The organism is Verticiella sediminum, assembly GCF_007558815.1.
GTDB lineage: Bacteria > Pseudomonadota > Gammaproteobacteria > Burkholderiales > Burkholderiaceae_B > Verticiella > Verticiella sediminum.
On record NZ_VLTJ01000040.1, the window covers coordinates 1 to 17,050 of the forward strand.

Sequence of the window (17,050 nt, forward strand, 5' to 3'; positions counted from 1 at the left end):
GCCCCGACGCACTCGTCCGGGCCACCGACGTGAACCCGGCCGCACTCCTCATGACCCGCGTCAATGCGCGCGTTGCGGGCATCCGGAACGTGCAGACGCAGGTGAGCGACCTGCTGCGCGACGTCCCTGGCCAATACGACCTGATCGTCGCCAATCCGCCCTACATGCGCGACATGGCGGGCCGGGCCTATCGCGATGGCGGGGGCGCGCTGGGCGAGGGCATCGCGCTGACGATCGCCAGGACGGCACCGCAGCGGCTGGCGCCCGGCGGCTCCCTGCTGCTCTATACAGGCGTTGCGATGGTGAACGGTGCCGATGCTTTCCTGGAGGCCATCCGCCTGCAACTGGCCGACAGCGGCATGTCATGGTCTTACGAAGAGACCGATCCCGACGTGTTCGGCGAGGAACTGGACACGCCTGCCTATGCAGGCGCGGAGCGTATCGCGACGGTCGTCCTGCGGGTCGATGCGGCGGCCGGCTGAGCGCCCGCAGCGCAGCTTTCGGCCAGGGGTTCGACTGCCATCTCGGCAAGCCGCGGCAGCCCCACGCGCTGCTCGTGGCGATTGGCGGGCGCCGTTTCGGGGCATAGGCATCGGAGTGCGGCTTTGCCGAATCTGGGCGGACGAAGGCCTACAGCGCCATGGCCCAGCCGGCAAGGGCCGCCGCCATGACGACGAGCGCGGGAGGCGCCCGCCCGAAGACCAGCAGCGCGAACGCGACGAGAGCCAGTGCGAAATCCATCCTGCTGTGGATGGCGCTGGTCCACACCGGGTCGTACAGAGCCGATAGCAGGATGCCGACCACGCCGGCATTGATACCTGCCATCGTTGCCTGGATGCCCGGGCGATGGCTAAGCGCCTCCCAGAATGGCAGGGCGCCGATGAGCACGAGGCCGGCGGGCAGGAATATGACGCCCAGCAGCGCCAGCCCGCCGAACCCGCCGTGCAGCGGCCCGGAACCGACGGCGCCGAGATAGGCTGCAAACGTGAACAGAGGCCCCGGCACGGCCTGCGCCGCGCCGTAGCCTGCGAGGAAATCCGCATTGCTCACTGCGCCGCTGGGCACGACGGCCGCCTGCAGCAGCGGCAGCACGACATGGCCACCGCCGAAGACGAGCGCGCCGGAACGGTAGACGCCTTCCAGCAGGGCCACGGTGGAGGAACCGCTGGCGGCTGCCCACAATGGCAGCCCGGCGAGAGGCAGGGCGAACAGCACCAAGGCCAGCGCGCCGAGTTTACGCGACACCGGATAGGCGTGGGCCCGGCCTCCCGCCGGTTGTGCGACCTTCAGGCCGAGGTGGCCCAGCAAGCCGGTAACGACGATGGCCGCGACCTGGCCGGTGGCCGCGGGCAGGAGCAAGGTCAGCAGCGCCGCCAGGATCGCCAGGGCGACACGCGGGCGATCGGTGCATAGTGATGCCGCCATGCCCCAGACGGCCTGCGCCACCACCGCCACGGCCACGACCTTGAGCCCATGGACCCAGCCCGATTCGGCCAGGCCGCGGTATTGGGCGATGCCGAAGGCGAACAGGATCAGCGCGATGGCCGACGGCAACGTAAAGCCCGCCCAGGCCGCGAGCAGCCCGGGCCAGCCCGCGCGCCCCAGCCCCAGCGCCATGCCGACCTGGCTGCTGGCCGGGCCCGGCAGGAACTGGCACAGGGCGACCAGATCGGAGTAGCTGCGATCGTCCAGCCAGCGACGGCGCTCGACGAATTCCGAGCGGAAATAGGCCAGGTGCGCGATGGGCCCGCCGAACGACGTGAACCCCAGACGCAGAAACACCAGGAAGACGCGCCAGGCGTTGTCGCGCATATCGGTATATCTCCTTTCTCAGACGGTGCCCGTCGCCGCAGGCCTGCGTGTCCGACCTCGCATGCCCGGGACCGGCCCTGGCGGCGTTCTCGCGAGCGTTGTTGCTGCCGGCGAAGCCCGACGGCGCGCAGCAGGCACTGTATCAGCGTGCGCAATGACACCGTCACGCAGTCCAGTCCAACTTGGACTGGAAGATCGAAAAAAAGTCGCTTGGAGGCGATGGGGCCGACACCTAGAATCGATCGGTGCCTGGCGAGCCGCAGGCCGGTTTTTTCATAGGAAGCAAGTGCGTTCACGCCGAACGCATATGAACGGACATGCAAGAGAATCGCTCTAGAGAAACACGCGGTACGGGCAGCGTCGCGGACCCAAGGCCTGCAGCCTTCAACGAGCTCATGGCCATCCGCGCTTTCTCGCAGACGGCGACGGGCGAAGTCTCGATCATGGGTTCGGACCCGTTCTTCCGGACGCCGTTGCGCGCCGGCGAGGTGGTGTCCTCCATACTGGCTGCGACCGGCGTCGCCATCAACGATATCTGGGAACTGCGCGGTCACGCGCGGCAGAAGGTCTGCGTCAGCGTGTCCGAGGCGGCCGCGACGCTGCGCAGCATGGACTATACGCGGGCCCGCGGGCGGGACGGGGCCTATCGTCCGATACCGCTGCCTGCGGAACGGGCTCAGGCGATGGGGCTGTGCCGGCCCTATCGCACTCGAGACGGGCGTTGGTTCCTGCCTCATTTCAGCCTCGGCCTCGGCGTGCGGGTGCTCGACGTGCTGGGCTGCTCAGGCACCACCGAGGCCATCGCCGCCGCTGTGTCGACCTGGGACGCGGCCGAACTCGAGGAGGCCATCGCGGGTGTTCGTGCCTGTGGCGGCATGGTTCGGACGCGGAAGGAATGGCTGGCGCATCCACAAGGCGTGCATCTCGCGCAGCGGTCCGTGGTGGAGCTGGCCCGTACGGGCCCTGCCCCGGCCGAGCCCCTGCGTGCGGGCAGCCGGCCTTTATCGGGCATCCGGGTGCTCGACGTCACCCGCATCATCGCCGGGCCGGTTGCCAGCCGTGGCCTGGCCGAGCACGGCGCGGATGTCCTGATGGTCACGGCCCGGCATCTGCCTCAGGGGCCCGAGCACGTGCGCGATACCAGCCACGGCAAGCGAAGCTGCTTTCTCGATCTCAGGACGCCGGAAGGCGCGGCCCGCTTCGCCGAGCTCGTGCGCGAAGCCGATGTCATCGTGAACAGCTATCGCCCCGGAGCCCTGGAGGCGCTCGGTTTCGGCATGCAGGAGCTCGCCCGCCTGCGCCCCGGCATTGTTCAGGTCTCGGTGAGCTGCTACGGCCTGGGCGGGCCGTTCACGCATCGCGGGGGCTGGGAGCAGGTGGCCCAGGCAGTCACAGGCATCTGCGATGCGCAGGGAATCGCAACCGGCGCCGGCGAGCCCAGGCTCGTCTCTCCACTGGTGTGCGACTTCACCACCGGCTATCTCGCCACCTATGGCGCCGTGCTTGCCCTGGGTCGTCGTGCGCGTGAAGGCGGGAGCTGGCATGTGCAGGTCTCGCTGTGCCGCTCGGCCATGTTTCTGCAAAGCCAGGGTTTGCTGAGCGACTTCGCGGCGGCCCCCGAGACCCTCACGGAAGAGCAGCTCGCCCCGCTGCACGTGCAGGAGGAAGGCGTGTACGGCGACATCCAGACGCTGGGGCCCGTGCTGCGCCTGTCCGAGACTGCGCCGTACTGGGACAAGAATACGCCGAAGCTGGGCAGCGGCGAGCCCGTCTGGCTGCCGCGATAACACGGCCCGCAGGGCAGGGCGGGCGTCGCGCGAACGGCGTGCATCCGCCCGTTCGCGCATGTCGCGCGGCCCTGCCGAAACTGCATTGAATCCAGGTAGAGGAAGAATATGAATATTGGAGACATGGTCGCCAAGTTCCTGAAGGCGGCGAACGTCGATACCGTCTTCGCCATCATTTCGGTGCACAACATTCCGATCATGGACGGCATCGCCCGCGAGGGCGGCATCAAGGTCGTCATGACCCGCGGCGAAATGGGCGCCAGCCACATGGCCGACGGCTACGCGCGCATCGCGGGCAAGCTCGGCGTCCTGATCTCGAGCACCGGGCCAGGGGCGGCGAACGCGGTCTCGGGGCTGTTGGAGGCGAGCTACGCGGGCACCCCGGTGCTGCACATCACGGGCCAGGTGCCGTCCCCGTATATCGGGCGCGACACCGGCACGACGCATGGCGTGAAGGACCAACTGGGCATGCTGCGCAGCGTGTGCAAGGCCGCGTATCGGGTCAATACACCCCAGGAGGCCTGGGGCATCCTGACCAAGGCCGCGACCGAAGCGATGACGGCACCCACCGGCCCCGTGAGCGTGGAGATTCCGATCGACATCCAGAAAGCCATGTGCCCCGAACCGCCCGTGGCGCTCGTCGACCTTCGGGCCGTCCGGCCTCGACGGCCCGCGGCCGATGTGCTCGCGAAGCTGGCCGAACGGGTGGCGGGTGCGCGGCGCCCGATGTTCTGGGTGGGCAGCGGCGCCAAGGACTGCGGCCCGCTGCTGGCACGGTTTCTGGAACTGGGCTTCGGCATGGTAACGAGCTGGGCCGGCCGCGGCATCGTGACGGAGGCGCATCCGATGAATCTGGGGGCACTCAACGGCTCGGGCAGCAAGGACGTCGAAGACTTCTATCAGGACGTCGACTTGATGATCGTGCTCGGCTCCCGGCTGCGCGGCCAGGAGACGGTGGACCAGTCCGTGAAACTGCCCGCGCACCGGGTGCAGGTCGACATCGACCCGGCGGCTGAAGGGCGCACGTATACGGTCGATCTGTTCGTGCAGGGGGATTGCGCAACGGTGCTCGAGGCCTTGCTGGCCGAGGTGGGCCGGCGGGTACAGGTCGATGCCGACTTCCCGGGCGCATTTGCCGCCATGAAGCAGCGCGCCCGAAGCAACTACAAGAAGGCGCTCGGCCCTTACGCGCAGTTCGCCGAGACGCTGCGCGCCGAGGCCCCGGACGACTCGCTCTGGATCCGCGACATTACGGTGGCCAACTCCACCTGGGGCCACCGGCTATACGAAATGTACCAGCCTCGGCATGCTGCGCATCCGGTCGGCGCGGGCATCGGGCAGGGCCTGCCGCTGGCCATCGGGGCGGCGTTCGCGGCGCCCGGGCGGCAGACCATCCTGCTGTCCGGCGATGCGGGCTTCGTGATGAATGTTTGCGAGCTCTGGACGGCGAAGCAGGAGGGACTGGACCTCCTGATGGTGGTCATGAACGACGCAGGCTACGGCGTCATCAAGCATATGCAGGACGCCGCATTCGGCGGCCGTAGGGTGTATGGGGACTTGGCGCCGCCCGACTTCGGGCAACTGGCCCGCTGCGTGGGCGCGGCCTATACGAAGGTCGGCGCCAAGGAGGCGTTCGGGCACGCCTTGCGCGATGCCATGCCGCTGCGCGGCCTGCGCCTGCTCGAAGTCGACATGGGCGCCATTGGGGAAGCGCCCCCTTACCACCCCTTCCTGAAGCTGGAAAAGAACGATGACGCACGCCTATCCTGATACCGCCCTGCTCATCGGCGGGCAATGGCGCGAAGCCCGGAGCGGCCGGCGGATCGCCGTGCGCAACCCCGCCAACGGGGAGGTCATCGGCCACGTGGCGCATGCCGGTATCGCCGATCTGGACGAGGCGATCCGCTGGGCCGAACAGGGCTACCGAACCTGGCGCGCGATGTGCGCCCACGAGCGCCAGGCGATACTGCGCGGCGCGGCGGACCTGCTCAGGGCCCGGGCCAGCGACATCGCGCGCCTGCTCACGCTGGAGCAGGGCAAGCCGCTGCGCGAGGCCGAGGTGGAACTCGAGGCGGCCGCCACGATCACCGAATGGTTCGCCGACGAAGCGATGCGCCGCTACGGACGCATCGTTCCGCCCCGCAAGCCGGGGGTCGTGCAGCAAGTCCTCGTGGAGCCAGTGGGGCCGGTCGCGGCCTTCACGCCCTGGAATTTCCCGGTCAACCAGGTGGTTCGCAAGTTGGCGGCGGCCCTTGCCGCGGGTTGCTCGTTCCTGTGCAAGGCCCCCGAAGAGACGCCGGCTTCGCCGGCGGCCATGTTCCAGGCTTTCCTCGATGCGGGTGTGCCTGCCGGCGTACTCGGCCTGGTCTATGGAGACCCTGCCGAGATCTCCGGGCACCTCATCGCAAGCGAGGCGATCCGCAAGGTCACGTTCACCGGATCGACGCAGGTGGGCAAGCACCTTGCCGCGCTCGCGGGGCGCCACATGAAGCGCAGCACCATGGAGCTGGGCGGGCATGCGCCGGTCATCGTGGCCGAGGACGCGGACATCGGGCTCGCCGTACAGGCCATGGCTGCGGCCAAGCTGCGCAACGCCGGGCAGGTCTGCATTTCGCCTACGCGTTTTCTGGTCCATCGGGATGTGAAGGCCGAATTCGTGAAGGGCCTGCTCGACCATCTGGGCACGGCCCGGGTGGGCGACGGCATGGACCCGGCGACGACCATGGGGCCGCTGGCGAACGAGCGCCGTGTCGCGGCCATGCACCAGATGGTGAACGATGCGCAAGCGAAGGGCGCCGAACTGTTGCTGGGCAGCCAGGAGCCGGCGTCGGGAGGATACTTCCACGCGCCCACGGTGCTCGACGACGTGCCCCTGGCCTCCGACATCATGATCCACGAACCCTTCGGGCCGGTCATCGCGCTGCGCACGTTCGAACGGCTGGACGACGCATTGGCCGAGGCGAACCGCCTGCCGTTCGGGCTTGCCGCATACGGCTTCACTCGTTCGCTCAAGACGATGCACGCGCTCACGCAGGGCCTCGAAGCGGGCTTGATCTGGCTGAACCAGCCGGCCCTGGCCCTGCCGGAGATGCCGTTCGGCGGCGTGAAGGATTCCGGCTACGGATCGGAAGGCGGGCCCGAGGCGCTGGACGCGTATTCGGTGGTGAAGTCCGTCTCGGCCGCGATGCTCTGAGCGTCGAGCGATCATTTCTGGAGCAATGATGAAACCATTGAAGGGCTTGAAAGTCATCGACCTGAGCAAGGTCCTGGCGGGGCCGTTGTGCGGCCAGTTCCTCGGCGAGCTGGGCGCGGATGTCGTGAAGATCGAACCCATGGGAACCGGGGACGACACGCGCGCCTGGCTGCCGCAGGAGAAGGGACAGTCGGCGACGTTCCTGGCGGTCAACCACAACAAGCGCAGCGTCGCGCTCGACCTGAAGTCGCCCGAAGGCCGGCGCCTGGTCCACGAGCTCGTCGCCGGCGCCGATATCGTGCTCCAGGGCTTTGGCGCCGGTACGGCGCGCAAGCTCGGCGTGGACTACGAGACGTTGCGCAAGGTGAACGGGCGGCTGATCTATCTGGAGATCTCCGGCTACGGGCGCGACGGCCCGCTGGGCAAGGAGCCGGGCTACGACGTGATGCTCCAGGCCTTCAGCGGCATGATCGCGACGATGGGCGAGCCGGGCGGCGCGTTCGCTCGCGCCAGTTTCTCGCCGGTCGATCTGGGCACCGGCTCGTTCGCGTTGAGCGGTGTGCTGGCGGCCGTGATCGAGCGCGAGCGCACGGGCGAGGGCGTGTACGTCGAGGTGTCGCTGCTGGACACGGCGATCTCGCAGATGGGCTATCTGGCGCAGAACTACTGGCGCACGGGCCAGAGTCCGCGGCGCATGGGAACGGCTCACCCGGCCATGTCCCCTTATCAGGCGTTCGCCACGGCGGACGGGCACATGCTGGTCGGCGTCGGCAACGACGCCCAGTGGCGGCGTTTCTGCGCGGTCGCGGGGCTCGAACACCTGGTGGACGATCCGAAGTTCGCCACCAACGCGGCACGGGTCGCCAACTTCGAGGAGACGGTGCGGCGGGTCGGCGAGGTCGTGCGGACCCGTACGACCGGCGACTGGCTGGCGCGCCTGCGCGCCAGCGGCGTGCCGTGCTCGCCGATCAATACGCTGGAGCAGGCGCTCGCCGATCCGCAGGTGCACGCGCGCGAGCTTCTGGTGCAGACCGATCATCCGGTGCTGGGGGCGATGCGGAACGTCGGCATGCCTGTGAAGTTCAACGAGCGCCCGCGCGAGGCGGTGCGCCCGGCGCCGCTGCTCGGCGAGCACACGCAGGAAGTGCTGGCCGACCTGGGACTGTCCGCCGAGGAGGTCCGCAAGCTTGCCGCTCAGGGCGTGGTAGGGTTGGCGCCGACCCGCTGATCCGGCTCGCACGTCGGCCATACATTCACGAATCCGGAGAAGACACGATGTCTCCCTTCAAACAGTATTACTTCGACGACTTCACGCTGGGCGAGGAATTCCCCATCCCCTCGCGCACCATGACGGATGCGCTGTTTGCGGCTTTCCAACTGGCCAGCGCGGACAATCATCCGAGCCACTATGACGTCGAGTACTGCCGCAAGCACGGCATGCCCAACCTGGGCGCGCATGGCTTTCAGATCCTGATCCAGAGCGCCGCCGGCGCCGGCTGGTTTCCGCACTACGTGGAAGAATCCATGAAGGGCTTCATCGAGCAGTCGAGCCGGTTCCTGAAACCTGTCTATGTCGGCGACACGCTATATCCCAACCTGAAGGTCTCGCAGCTCGATTGCGGCCGCACCACGGGTGTCGTCACGCTGGCTTCGACCATCCATAACCAGCGCCAGGAGCTGGTGATGGAGGGCGTCCAGAAGTACCTCATCAAGCGGGACCCCAGCCAGCACGCTTGAACGCGGCGACGGATCCGGGTGTGCGCCCGGGCAGTGGCGCCGTTGGACTATGCTTACGGCTCGCACTTCGGCCAGCGCGCCGGAGCCACCCGCCGGGCCGCCGCAGGCGGTTGTCGTATGCGCACGCGTCGCGAGGGGGCCGGGCCGCCGCCGGGGCCCTCAGCCAGGCGGCAAGGCGGGCAACGGCCTTTCCCCGGCCCCAGCGTTGGCAGCCATGAATCTCACGATCAAACAACTCAAGGTCTTTGTCGCCGTCTACGACGCCCGCAGCTTCACCGTGGCGGCAGCCTCCTTGAACATGACGCAGTCGGCCATCAGCAAGGTTTGCCGCGAACTCGAGGACCGCGTCGATTGCCAGCTTTTCGATCGCTCGTCCCGGACCTTGGTGCCTCTGGAGGGGGCGCATGCGCTGTACCGTTCGGCGCTGGACATCCTCGCCTCGGTGAAAGTGGCCGAGCGCAGCCTGGACAGCCTGAAATCCATGGAGCACGGGCAACTGAACGTCACCGCCTCCACGCTCATCATGTATGGCCTGGTGACACCCACCGTGCGCGATTTCCATAACGCGCATCCCGGTATCCGGGTCGAGTTGTTCGAACTGCCGACGGCCGACGGAATCGAGCACATCCTGAGCGGAGCCGTGGACCTGGGCCTGGTCTCGCTCGGCGAGCCCCACCCGAAAATAGATCATCAAGTGGTCTACGAGAGCAGGATGTGGGTTGCCTGCGCCGCCACGCATCCGCTGGCGGCCTGCGCCTCCGTGCCGCTGCCCAAGCTGCTGGACTACCGCCACATTGGTCTGCGCAAGGTGTATGGCTTCGGACGAGGCGTGGAAAAGGTCTTCCAGGACCTGGGGCAGACGCCCGAGGCCGTCAATATCGATTGCGGGACCTTGCTCTCCGGCCTGGCGCTGGCGCGCGACGGCCTGGGGATCGTGATCATTCCCGGCTATATCGTCGGCCTGGCGCATTCGCTCGGGCTGGCGGCGTTGCCGGTGCAGAGCGAAGCGATCGTGCACCGGCTGTCGCTGGCCTATCGCAGCAGCGCCTGGCTGTCGCCGGCGGCGCTAGACTTCATCGAGATATTGAAGCGGGTAGGGCAGCCGGGCTGAACGCGGCGCATGCCACCCGCCTCGCGACAGGCGGGTGGTGGGTAGGGCGTCAGTCGAAGGTCACGCCGGTCGTGGCCACGGCCTGCTTCCAGCGCTCCACATCCTCGTGCACATATTGCTTGAAGGCGTCGGCGGTCATGTCGGTCCGCGTATCGATGCCGCTGCTCTTCAGCCTGGCCTGCACCTCTTCGGATTGCAGGGCCTGACGTATCGCAGCGTTCAAGCGTTCGACGATGGGCGCCGGTGTGCCGGCGGGGGCGAACACGCCCATCCACACCGACACGTCATAGCCTGGATAGCCGGATTCGGCAATCGTGGGGATATCCGGATACAGCGCGCTGCGGCTAGCGCCGGTGATGGCGATGGGCTTGGCCTGGCCGGACTTGATGAATGGGCCGATCGTCATGGCATCGATGAAGCCGGCGGGCACGTTGCCGGCGATCAGGTCCTGCGTCGCGGGAGCCGCGCCCTTGTAGGGCACATGCAGGAGCGGCGCCTTGCTCTCCACCCTGAAGATCTCGCCGGCCAGATGGTTGGCCCCGCCGGTGCCCGCGGTGGCGTAGGGCACGCTGCCTTCCTTCTTCGCCCAGGCGACGAATTCGTCCAGCGTCTTGGCGGGTACGCTGGGCTTGACGACGAGCAGGTTGGGAGCGATGCCGAGCAGCGCGACCGGCTCGAAATCGTCGATGGGGTCGTAGCCGACCTTCTTCTGCGCGGGTGCCATGGCATATCCCGAAGCCGCCACCAGCAGGGTATAGCCGTCGGCCTTCTGCCGCAGCGCGTATTCCGTACCGATCTGGCCACCGGCGCCGGGTCGGTTTTCCACCACGAAAGTCTGCTGTGTCGTCTTGCCGAGTTCTGATGCAACCAGCCGGGCCAGCGTATCCGTGATGCCGCCGGGCGCGAAAGCCACCACCATGGTGACGTTGCGCTCCGGGTAGTCGGCTGCGTTCGATGCGGCCAGGGCCACGCCCGGTGCCAAAGCGATGGCGCAGGCGATTCGACGAAATGTACGGGTCACTTTGATTTGTCTCTCTTTCTCGTTTTCCGGCTTGCCGGGAGCGGGGTTCCGACATGCCGGCATGGAGGGTTGCCAACGGGTGCTGGGCCTTCGGCGTGGCGGCTCGGCAGGTCAGCGTCGATCGCTGCATGCGCAACGGCGCGCCCGGCGGCGCTGGATCGGCCGGGAGTCCCCGGGGCCGCAAGCCGCTCGAAGCCATTCTAAGGAGGGCGATCCTGGCGCTCAAACGACTAATTTTCCTGGATCGAGTCCGATTCGGACGATGCTGCTGGATGCATGCGCTTCAGATCCTCGCTCCATAATTGATTGACAACTAAACGTTTTAGAAGAAAACTAACATGGTCGTCGTATGCGTCGTCCACACCGCGTCCGTCCGCGCGTTCGGGTTTGTCCGTCGGCGCGGCGCACATGCGCCGACGGCAAGTACGGGCCGCACGGCGCGGCGCTACGAGCGCCTAGCAACAGAACGAGGAGACAGCCATGCCCAGCGCGCACATCGACACGTTTGCCCGAGACAACCTGCCGCCGCCGGAACTGCAACCCGAATATGTGTTCGATTTGCCCGAGTTGCGCTTTCCCGCGCAACTGAACTGCGCGACCGAGCTGCTGGACCGTCACGTGGCCCAGGGGAACGGCGAGCGGGTCTGCATCCGCGCGCCAGGCCTGGCGTGGACGTACGCGGACCTGGCCGAAAAGGCCAACCGGATCGCCCACGTCCTGGTGCGCGACATGGGACTGGTGCCCGGCAACCGGGTACTGCTGCGTGCGCCCAACAACCCGATGCTGGTGGCGTGCTGGTTCGCCGTGATGAAGGCCGGCGGCATCGCGGTGGCCACCATGCCGCTGCTGCGCGTCAAGGAACTCGCCAGCATTGTGGACATTGCCGAGGTCACGCACGCGCTGTGCGATGCGGCGCTGGCCGACGACATGAAGCGTGTGGCTGAGCAGGCGCCCGGGCTGCGTCACGTTCGCTACTTCAACGGAACGGACGACGACGGCCTGGAAGCGGACATGCGGCAGGCGCCGGCGCAGTTCGACAATGTGGATACCGCGGCGGACGACACCTGCATTCTGGGCTTCACGTCCGGCACCACCGGCGTGCCCAAGGCCACGATGCACTTTCATCGCGACGTGATGGCAGTCTGTGCCTGCTGGCCGGCGCACGTGCTCAAGCCGAATGCGCAGGATGTCTTCATCGGCAGCCCGCCGCTCGCTTTCACGTTCGGCCTGGGCGGGCTGGTGCTGTTCCCGATGAGCGTGGGTGCTTGCACGGTCTTGCTGGAGAAGGCCGGCCCGCAGCAGTTGCTGGAAGGCATCCGGGATTTCGGGGCCACCATCCTCTTCACCGCGCCCACCTCCTATCGTGCCTTGGCCGCTCACGGCCAGGCGTTGCGCGGCACGCCGCTGCGCAAGTGCGTCTCGGCCGGCGAGGCATTGCCGGCGTCCACGCGCCAGCTCTGGAAGGAGGCGACGGGCATCGAGCCGATCGACGGTATCGGCTCGACGGAGATGTTGCACATCTTCATCTCGCACGATGAAGCGCACGCGCGGCCCGGGGCCACCGGCACGCCCGTGCCCGGCTACCGCGCCAGGGTGGTCGATGCGCAGGGTGTCGAGGTGCCGCCCGGCACGGTGGGCCGGCTGGCCGTGCAGGGGCCCACGGGCTGCCGCTATCTGGCCGATGCGCGCCAGCGCGAATACGTGCAGGCTGGCTGGAACCTGACCGGCGACGCCTATCTGATGGACGCCGACGGCTATTTCCACTACCAGGCGCGCACCGACGACATGATCGTCTCCGCGGGCTACAACATCGCCGCTCCGGACGTGGAGGATGCGCTGATGCAGCACCCCGCGGTCGCCGAGTGCGCCGTCATCGGTGCGCCCGACGAGCAGCGTGGGCAGATCGTCAAGGCCTTCGTGGTGCTGCGCCCCGGGCACGCTGCGGACGGTGCCATGGCCGAGGCCCTGCAGCGGTTCGTCAAGGCCACGGTGGCTCCGTACAAGTATCCGCGCGCCGTCCGCTTCGTCGACAGCCTGCCGCGCACCGCGACTGGCAAGCTGCAGCGCTTCCGTCTGCACGAGCTGGACCACGTGGCTCTGGGACGCAGGTAGTCCCGGCCGGCCCGGCAGTGCGCATGGCTCAGGCGTGCGCTTACTTCACGGCCCCGGCAACCGTTGCACGATGCGTACGAGCCCGGTCTCGCCGGCCGGGACGATGCGCCATCGCCGTGCGGCGACCTCGGTGCCGCGCTGCGTGCGGAATGCCGGCACGTCGAGCACGGCGCTGGCAGCGCGCCGGGGTACAGGTGGGTGTGGTTCGCGGAAAAGCGCCAGAGCATGCAGGTCTCCGGTTGGACGGCAACGAATGGTCGGCCTCGGCCGGGCACGCCGGCCGAGGCCGCGCCAGCCCGCTCGCGCACATCTGCGCCAGGGTGACGACGCCGAGCTTCCAGAGGCTGCCACCCGGACGCCGCCTATCGGCCCTGGTCTGCGGGCACCGGAAGCTCGACCCGATAGTTCGCCGGGTTGCCGGGCTCGACGCGCACGCGGATCTTGCGCCCCGTCAGTTGCGGTGTCGGGTCGTCCCAGACCGGGGTGCTTTCGAAGCGCTGCATGGACTCGGTCTCGGGGTCGTAGGCCTGGGCGACGACGCGGTAGGGATAGCGGCCGCGCCGGGCGTGGTGTTCGTCGGCCAGGGCATGGACGAAGTCGGCCTCGATCACGCGCCCGTGCTGTTCGAGACGCGCGAGCCGGCGCCGTCGGCGCGCCCCGGCCGCCAGGATCACGCTGCCGAACACGAACAGAGGAAAGCCGGCGATCACCATCAGGCTGGCCGTGCTGTTGCGGCGCCAGAAGTCGTCGACGACGGCGCGCGAAGGCTGGTCCGGGTCGTACTGGACGGGCACGGCTGTGCCCACCGCCACTTGCGCGGGATCGCCGTGGATGGGTTCGTCGAACTGCCGGCGCAGACCGGCTGCGTCGGTGAACACGATGACCGCGGTGTGTCCGGTGCCCGGGCCCCGGGCGACGACGTCGGCGACGGTGCCCTCGGCAGGAACGGAATAGGCGCGGTCCTTGTGGAACAGGACGATGGCGGTGACCAGAAGGATCGCCCCGGCTGCGGCCAGGGCGATGCCGGTTCCATGGAGAAAACGACGCATGCTCGACGATGGAGTGGCACGGGACGCAGCCCGTGCGGGGTGGCGGTAGGGGCCGCAGCGGTGCGCTATACAAGGGCGGTACGGCTGGCGGCGCAGGGGACATCATAAGCGACGCCGCGGCCGGAACTCTGGCGCAAGGCGTGCGTCCGATGCCTTTTCGGCCGGCATGTGGCCGCGGGCCACGCCCGCGCAGGTGTAAGCTCGTCCTGTCTTCCCGTTGGGACGACGCATGCGCCGGCCTGCCGGGCTGCCGGGCTGGCGCATGCGCCGTCCAGGCCTTGCCTGCGGCCCGAGGGCCTGGGCAAGGTCGCCACTTTCGTCGAGGTGTCTGTGTTTCGTACCGTACTCGCTCTGTTTTCGCTGTGCGCCTGCTTCGGCATGCCGCCCACCGCGGCCGCGGCCGCGCAGCCAGCCAAGCGGCTGCCGCTGGAAGACTTCTTCCGCAATCCCGAGAAGGGCTACTTCCGTCTTTCGGACGACGGCAGGACGCTGGGCTTCATGATGCCCGTGGGCGTCGACGGCAACCCGCCGCGCATGAACGTGTTCGTGCAGCCGCTGGAGAACGGCCGTCCGACCGGCGAGCCGCGCCGGCTGACCGCGGAGACCGCGCGCGACATCGGCAACTTCTTCTGGAAGGGTTCGGACATCGTGCTCTACCAGAAGGATTTCGGCGGCGATGAGAATTTTCACGTCGTGGCGGTGGATGCCCGGGACGGCACGGTCACCGATCTCACGCCGCATGAAGGCGTGCGCGCGAGCATCGAGGACGATCTGCCCGACGACCCCGATCACGTGCTGATCAGCCACAACCGCCGCGACGCCAAAGTGTTCGACGTGTACCGGGTCAACGTGCGCACCGGCGACGAAGTGCTGGTTGCGCAGAACCCGGGCAACATCGTGGGATGGGGCACGGACCATGCCGGACGGGTGCGCGTCGCCGTGGCCAGCGAGGGGCTGGAAACCGTGCTGCTGTATCGCGAGGACGAGCAGGCGCCTTTCGCGCCGCTGGTGCGCACCGACTACCGCACTTCGGTGACGCCGGTATTCTTCACCTTCGACGACCGGAAGCTCTACACCCTCAGCAACCGCGGCCGCGACCGCCTGTCGCTGGTGGTCCTGGACCCGGCCACGCCGGATGCCGAGGAACTGATCTTCGAGCCGCCCACGGTGGACCTGGGCGGGGTGGGCTATTCGCGCAAGCGCAAGGTGCTCACGGTAGCGACCTACGAACCGGCCAGGCCCGAGCGCAAGTTCTTCGACGCGCAGACCGAGGCCCTCTTCAAGCGCCTGGGCGAGCTGCTGCCGGGCCAAGAAGTGCAGTTGCAGAGCTGGAATCTGGACGAAGACACTTTCATCGTCGCGGCCTACAACGACCGCACGCCGGGCAAGCGCTACCTCTACAGCCTCGAACACGACGTGCTCGAGGAGCTCGCAGAGATCAATCCGGCGGTCCGCGAGGACGAGATGGCCGAGATGCGGCCGATCCAGTACACCTCGCGCGACGGCCTGACGATCCACGGCTATCTGACCCTGCCGCGCGGACGCGACCCGAAGAACCTGGCTTGCATCGTCAACCCGCACGGCGGGCCGTGGGCGCGCGACAGTTGGGGCTACAACCCCGAAGTGCAGTTTCTCGCCAACCGCGGTTTCTGCGTGCTGCAGATGAACTTTCGCGGCTCGACCGGCTATGGCCGCAAGTTCTGGGAGGCGGGCTTCGGCGAATGGGGCCTGAAGATGCAGGACGACATCACCGACGGTGTGCAGTGGCTGGTCGAGCAGGGCATCGCCGATCCCGGGCGCATCGGCATCTACGGCGCGAGCTACGGCGGCTACGCCACGCTGGCGGGCGTGACATTCACGCCCGAGCTGTACGCGGCTGCGGTGGACTACGTGGGGGTCTCGAACCTCTTCACCTTCATGAACACCATCCCGCCTTATTGGGAACCCATGCTGGTGCAGATGCGCGACATGGTGGGCGACCCCGAGCGCGACAAGGAACGCCTGGCGGCGACCTCACCGGCACTGCACGCCGAGCGCATCCGCACGCCGCTCTTCATCGCCCAGGGCGCGCGCGATCCGCGCGTGAACAAGGCCGAGAGCGACCAGATCGTCGAGGCCCTGCGCGCGCGTGGCGTGGACGTCGAGTACATGGTGAAGGAGAACGAAGGCCACGGTTTCCACAACGAGGAGAACCGCTTCGAGTTCTACGGCGCCATGGAGAAGTTCCTGATCGAGCACTTGAAGCCCTGAGGCAGCATCGCGCCTGCGAGGTACCGGCCTTGATCGTCCCGCGTCGATGAAGGCCGGTACTGCTTCCTAGCGGCGCCGGCCCTGCGCGCGCAGGCTGCGCACGCCTTCCAGCGCAAGCACGATGACGGCGGCCCAGATGCTGAGATAGGTCGGCCATTGCGCTGCGCTGATGGCCTCGCCCAGCAGCAGCGACGCCACGACCAGCAGGACGGGCTCGACGTAGATCAGGAGGCCGAACACCGTCATGGTGAGATGCCTGGCCGACAGGGCCTGAAAGCCCAGGGCCGAGGCGCTGATCAGCCCGAGCCCGAGGATGAGCCAGGGTAGGCTCGTCGACGCCTCGGGCGCCAGCACCGGCGGCCCCTGCAGGATGAAGACCAGGCTCAAGGGCAGGCTCGCCGCCATGTCGAGCAGCAGCGAAGCGAGGTTGTTGGTGTCCGTTACGCGGCGCAGCCAGAAGTAGGCCGGGTAGCCGAGACAGACCAGCAGTGCGGGCCAGGACACGCCCCCGGTGTTGGCCAACTGCAGCGCGATGCCCAGGACGGCAAGCGCGCATGCGAACGCCTGCAGCGCGCTGAGCCGCTCGCCGAAGGCGATGCGGCCGACGGCGACCATCGTGATCGGCAGCAGAAAATAGCCCAGCGATACGTCCAGCCCGTAACCGTTGATGGGTGCCCACATGAAGAGCCATAGCTGCACGCCGATCAGGGCGGAGGAGAGCAGTCGTTGCGCCCAGAAGAACCGTTCGCGGCGCAGACGGCGTGCCAGGCGCACGACCTCGTGCCATTTGCCGGTTGCCAGCAGCAGGGCCGCCAGGCAGGGGATGGTGAGGACGATGCGCCAGGCGTAGATCTGCAGGCCGTCCAGCGGGTCGAGCAACGCGCTGTAGGCATACATGAGCGCGAAGAGCGCCGAGCCCAACACATTGAACACAACGCCGATCGGGCGATTGGCGGGCAGGTGCGACATCGGTGCAGC

General features: G+C 67.9%; 13 protein-coding genes. 9 read left to right on the forward strand and 4 right to left on the reverse strand.

All coding sequences use genetic code 11. The annotated features are described in order from the left end of the window. Positions 1-482: methyltransferase (locus tag FOZ76_RS23450; RefSeq protein ID WP_143950730.1), on the forward strand; the 482-nt coding region annotated here is incomplete at its 5' end. A gap of 148 nt (positions 483-630) precedes the next feature. Here the strand turns inward: FOZ76_RS23450 and chrA are convergent. Continuing rightward, positions 631-1,812 (reverse strand): chromate efflux transporter, encoded by a 1,182-nt coding sequence (chrA, locus tag FOZ76_RS23455; RefSeq protein ID WP_143950731.1) that lies wholly within the window; start codon positions 1,810-1,812, stop codon positions 631-633. Positions 1,813-2,207: 395 nt separating this feature from the next. Here chrA and FOZ76_RS23460 point away from each other — a divergent pair, with 395 nt between their 5' ends. From FOZ76_RS23460 to FOZ76_RS23485, 6 genes are all read left to right on the forward strand, one after another. Continuing rightward, positions 2,208-3,599, forward strand: a complete 1,392-nt coding sequence (locus tag FOZ76_RS23460; protein WP_143950732.1) for a CoA transferase — start codon at positions 2,208-2,210, stop codon at positions 3,597-3,599. Positions 3,600-3,707: 108 nt separating this feature from the next. After that, positions 3,708-5,369: a thiamine pyrophosphate-binding protein gene (locus tag FOZ76_RS23465; RefSeq protein WP_143950733.1), complete on the forward strand. Its 1,662-nt coding sequence runs from the start codon at positions 3,708-3,710 to the stop codon at positions 5,367-5,369. Continuing rightward, positions 5,350-6,792: an NAD-dependent succinate-semialdehyde dehydrogenase gene (locus tag FOZ76_RS23470; protein ID WP_143950734.1), complete on the forward strand. Its 1,443-nt coding sequence runs from the start codon at positions 5,350-5,352 to the stop codon at positions 6,790-6,792. Before FOZ76_RS23465 ends, FOZ76_RS23470 begins: the two co-directional genes overlap by 20 nt. Before the next feature lie 28 nt (positions 6,793-6,820). Continuing rightward, positions 6,821-8,020 (forward strand): CaiB/BaiF CoA transferase family protein, encoded by a 1,200-nt coding sequence (locus FOZ76_RS23475; protein ID WP_143950752.1) that lies wholly within the window; start codon positions 6,821-6,823, stop codon positions 8,018-8,020. Between the two features lie 47 nt (positions 8,021-8,067). After that, entirely contained in the window at positions 8,068-8,529 is a 462-nt protein-coding gene (locus FOZ76_RS23480; protein ID WP_143950735.1) for a MaoC family dehydratase, read from the forward strand. Between the two features lie 214 nt (positions 8,530-8,743). After that, complete coding sequence (locus FOZ76_RS23485; protein WP_170235606.1) at positions 8,744-9,640, forward strand: LysR family transcriptional regulator; 897 nt, start codon at positions 8,744-8,746, stop codon at positions 9,638-9,640. 49 nt (positions 9,641-9,689) lie between these two features. Here the strand turns inward: FOZ76_RS23485 and FOZ76_RS23490 are convergent, their stop codons facing one another. Further along, complete coding sequence (locus tag FOZ76_RS23490) at positions 9,690-10,661, reverse strand: Bug family tripartite tricarboxylate transporter substrate binding protein (RefSeq protein ID WP_246129736.1); 972 nt, start codon at positions 10,659-10,661, stop codon at positions 9,690-9,692. A gap of 480 nt (positions 10,662-11,141) precedes the next feature. On the opposite strand from FOZ76_RS23490, the gene FOZ76_RS23495 reads away from it, so the two are divergent. Further along, positions 11,142-12,773 (forward strand): AMP-binding protein, encoded by a 1,632-nt coding sequence (locus FOZ76_RS23495; protein ID WP_143950738.1) that lies wholly within the window; start codon positions 11,142-11,144, stop codon positions 12,771-12,773. Positions 12,774-13,135: 362 nt separating this feature from the next. Here the strand turns inward: FOZ76_RS23495 and FOZ76_RS23500 are convergent, their stop codons facing one another. Continuing rightward, entirely contained in the window at positions 13,136-13,822 is a 687-nt protein-coding gene (locus tag FOZ76_RS23500; protein WP_143950739.1) for a DUF3592 domain-containing protein, read from the reverse strand. A gap of 378 nt (positions 13,823-14,200) precedes the next feature. Between FOZ76_RS23500 and FOZ76_RS23505 the strand changes: the two genes are divergently transcribed. Further along, entirely contained in the window at positions 14,201-16,072 is a 1,872-nt protein-coding gene (locus FOZ76_RS23505; protein ID WP_143950753.1) for a S9 family peptidase, read from the forward strand. A gap of 66 nt (positions 16,073-16,138) precedes the next feature. Here FOZ76_RS23505 and rarD read toward each other — a convergent pair whose 3' ends face one another. Further along, entirely contained in the window at positions 16,139-17,041 is a 903-nt protein-coding gene (gene rarD, locus FOZ76_RS23510; RefSeq protein ID WP_143950740.1) for an EamA family transporter RarD, read from the reverse strand. Between the last annotated feature and the right edge of the window lie 9 nt (positions 17,042-17,050).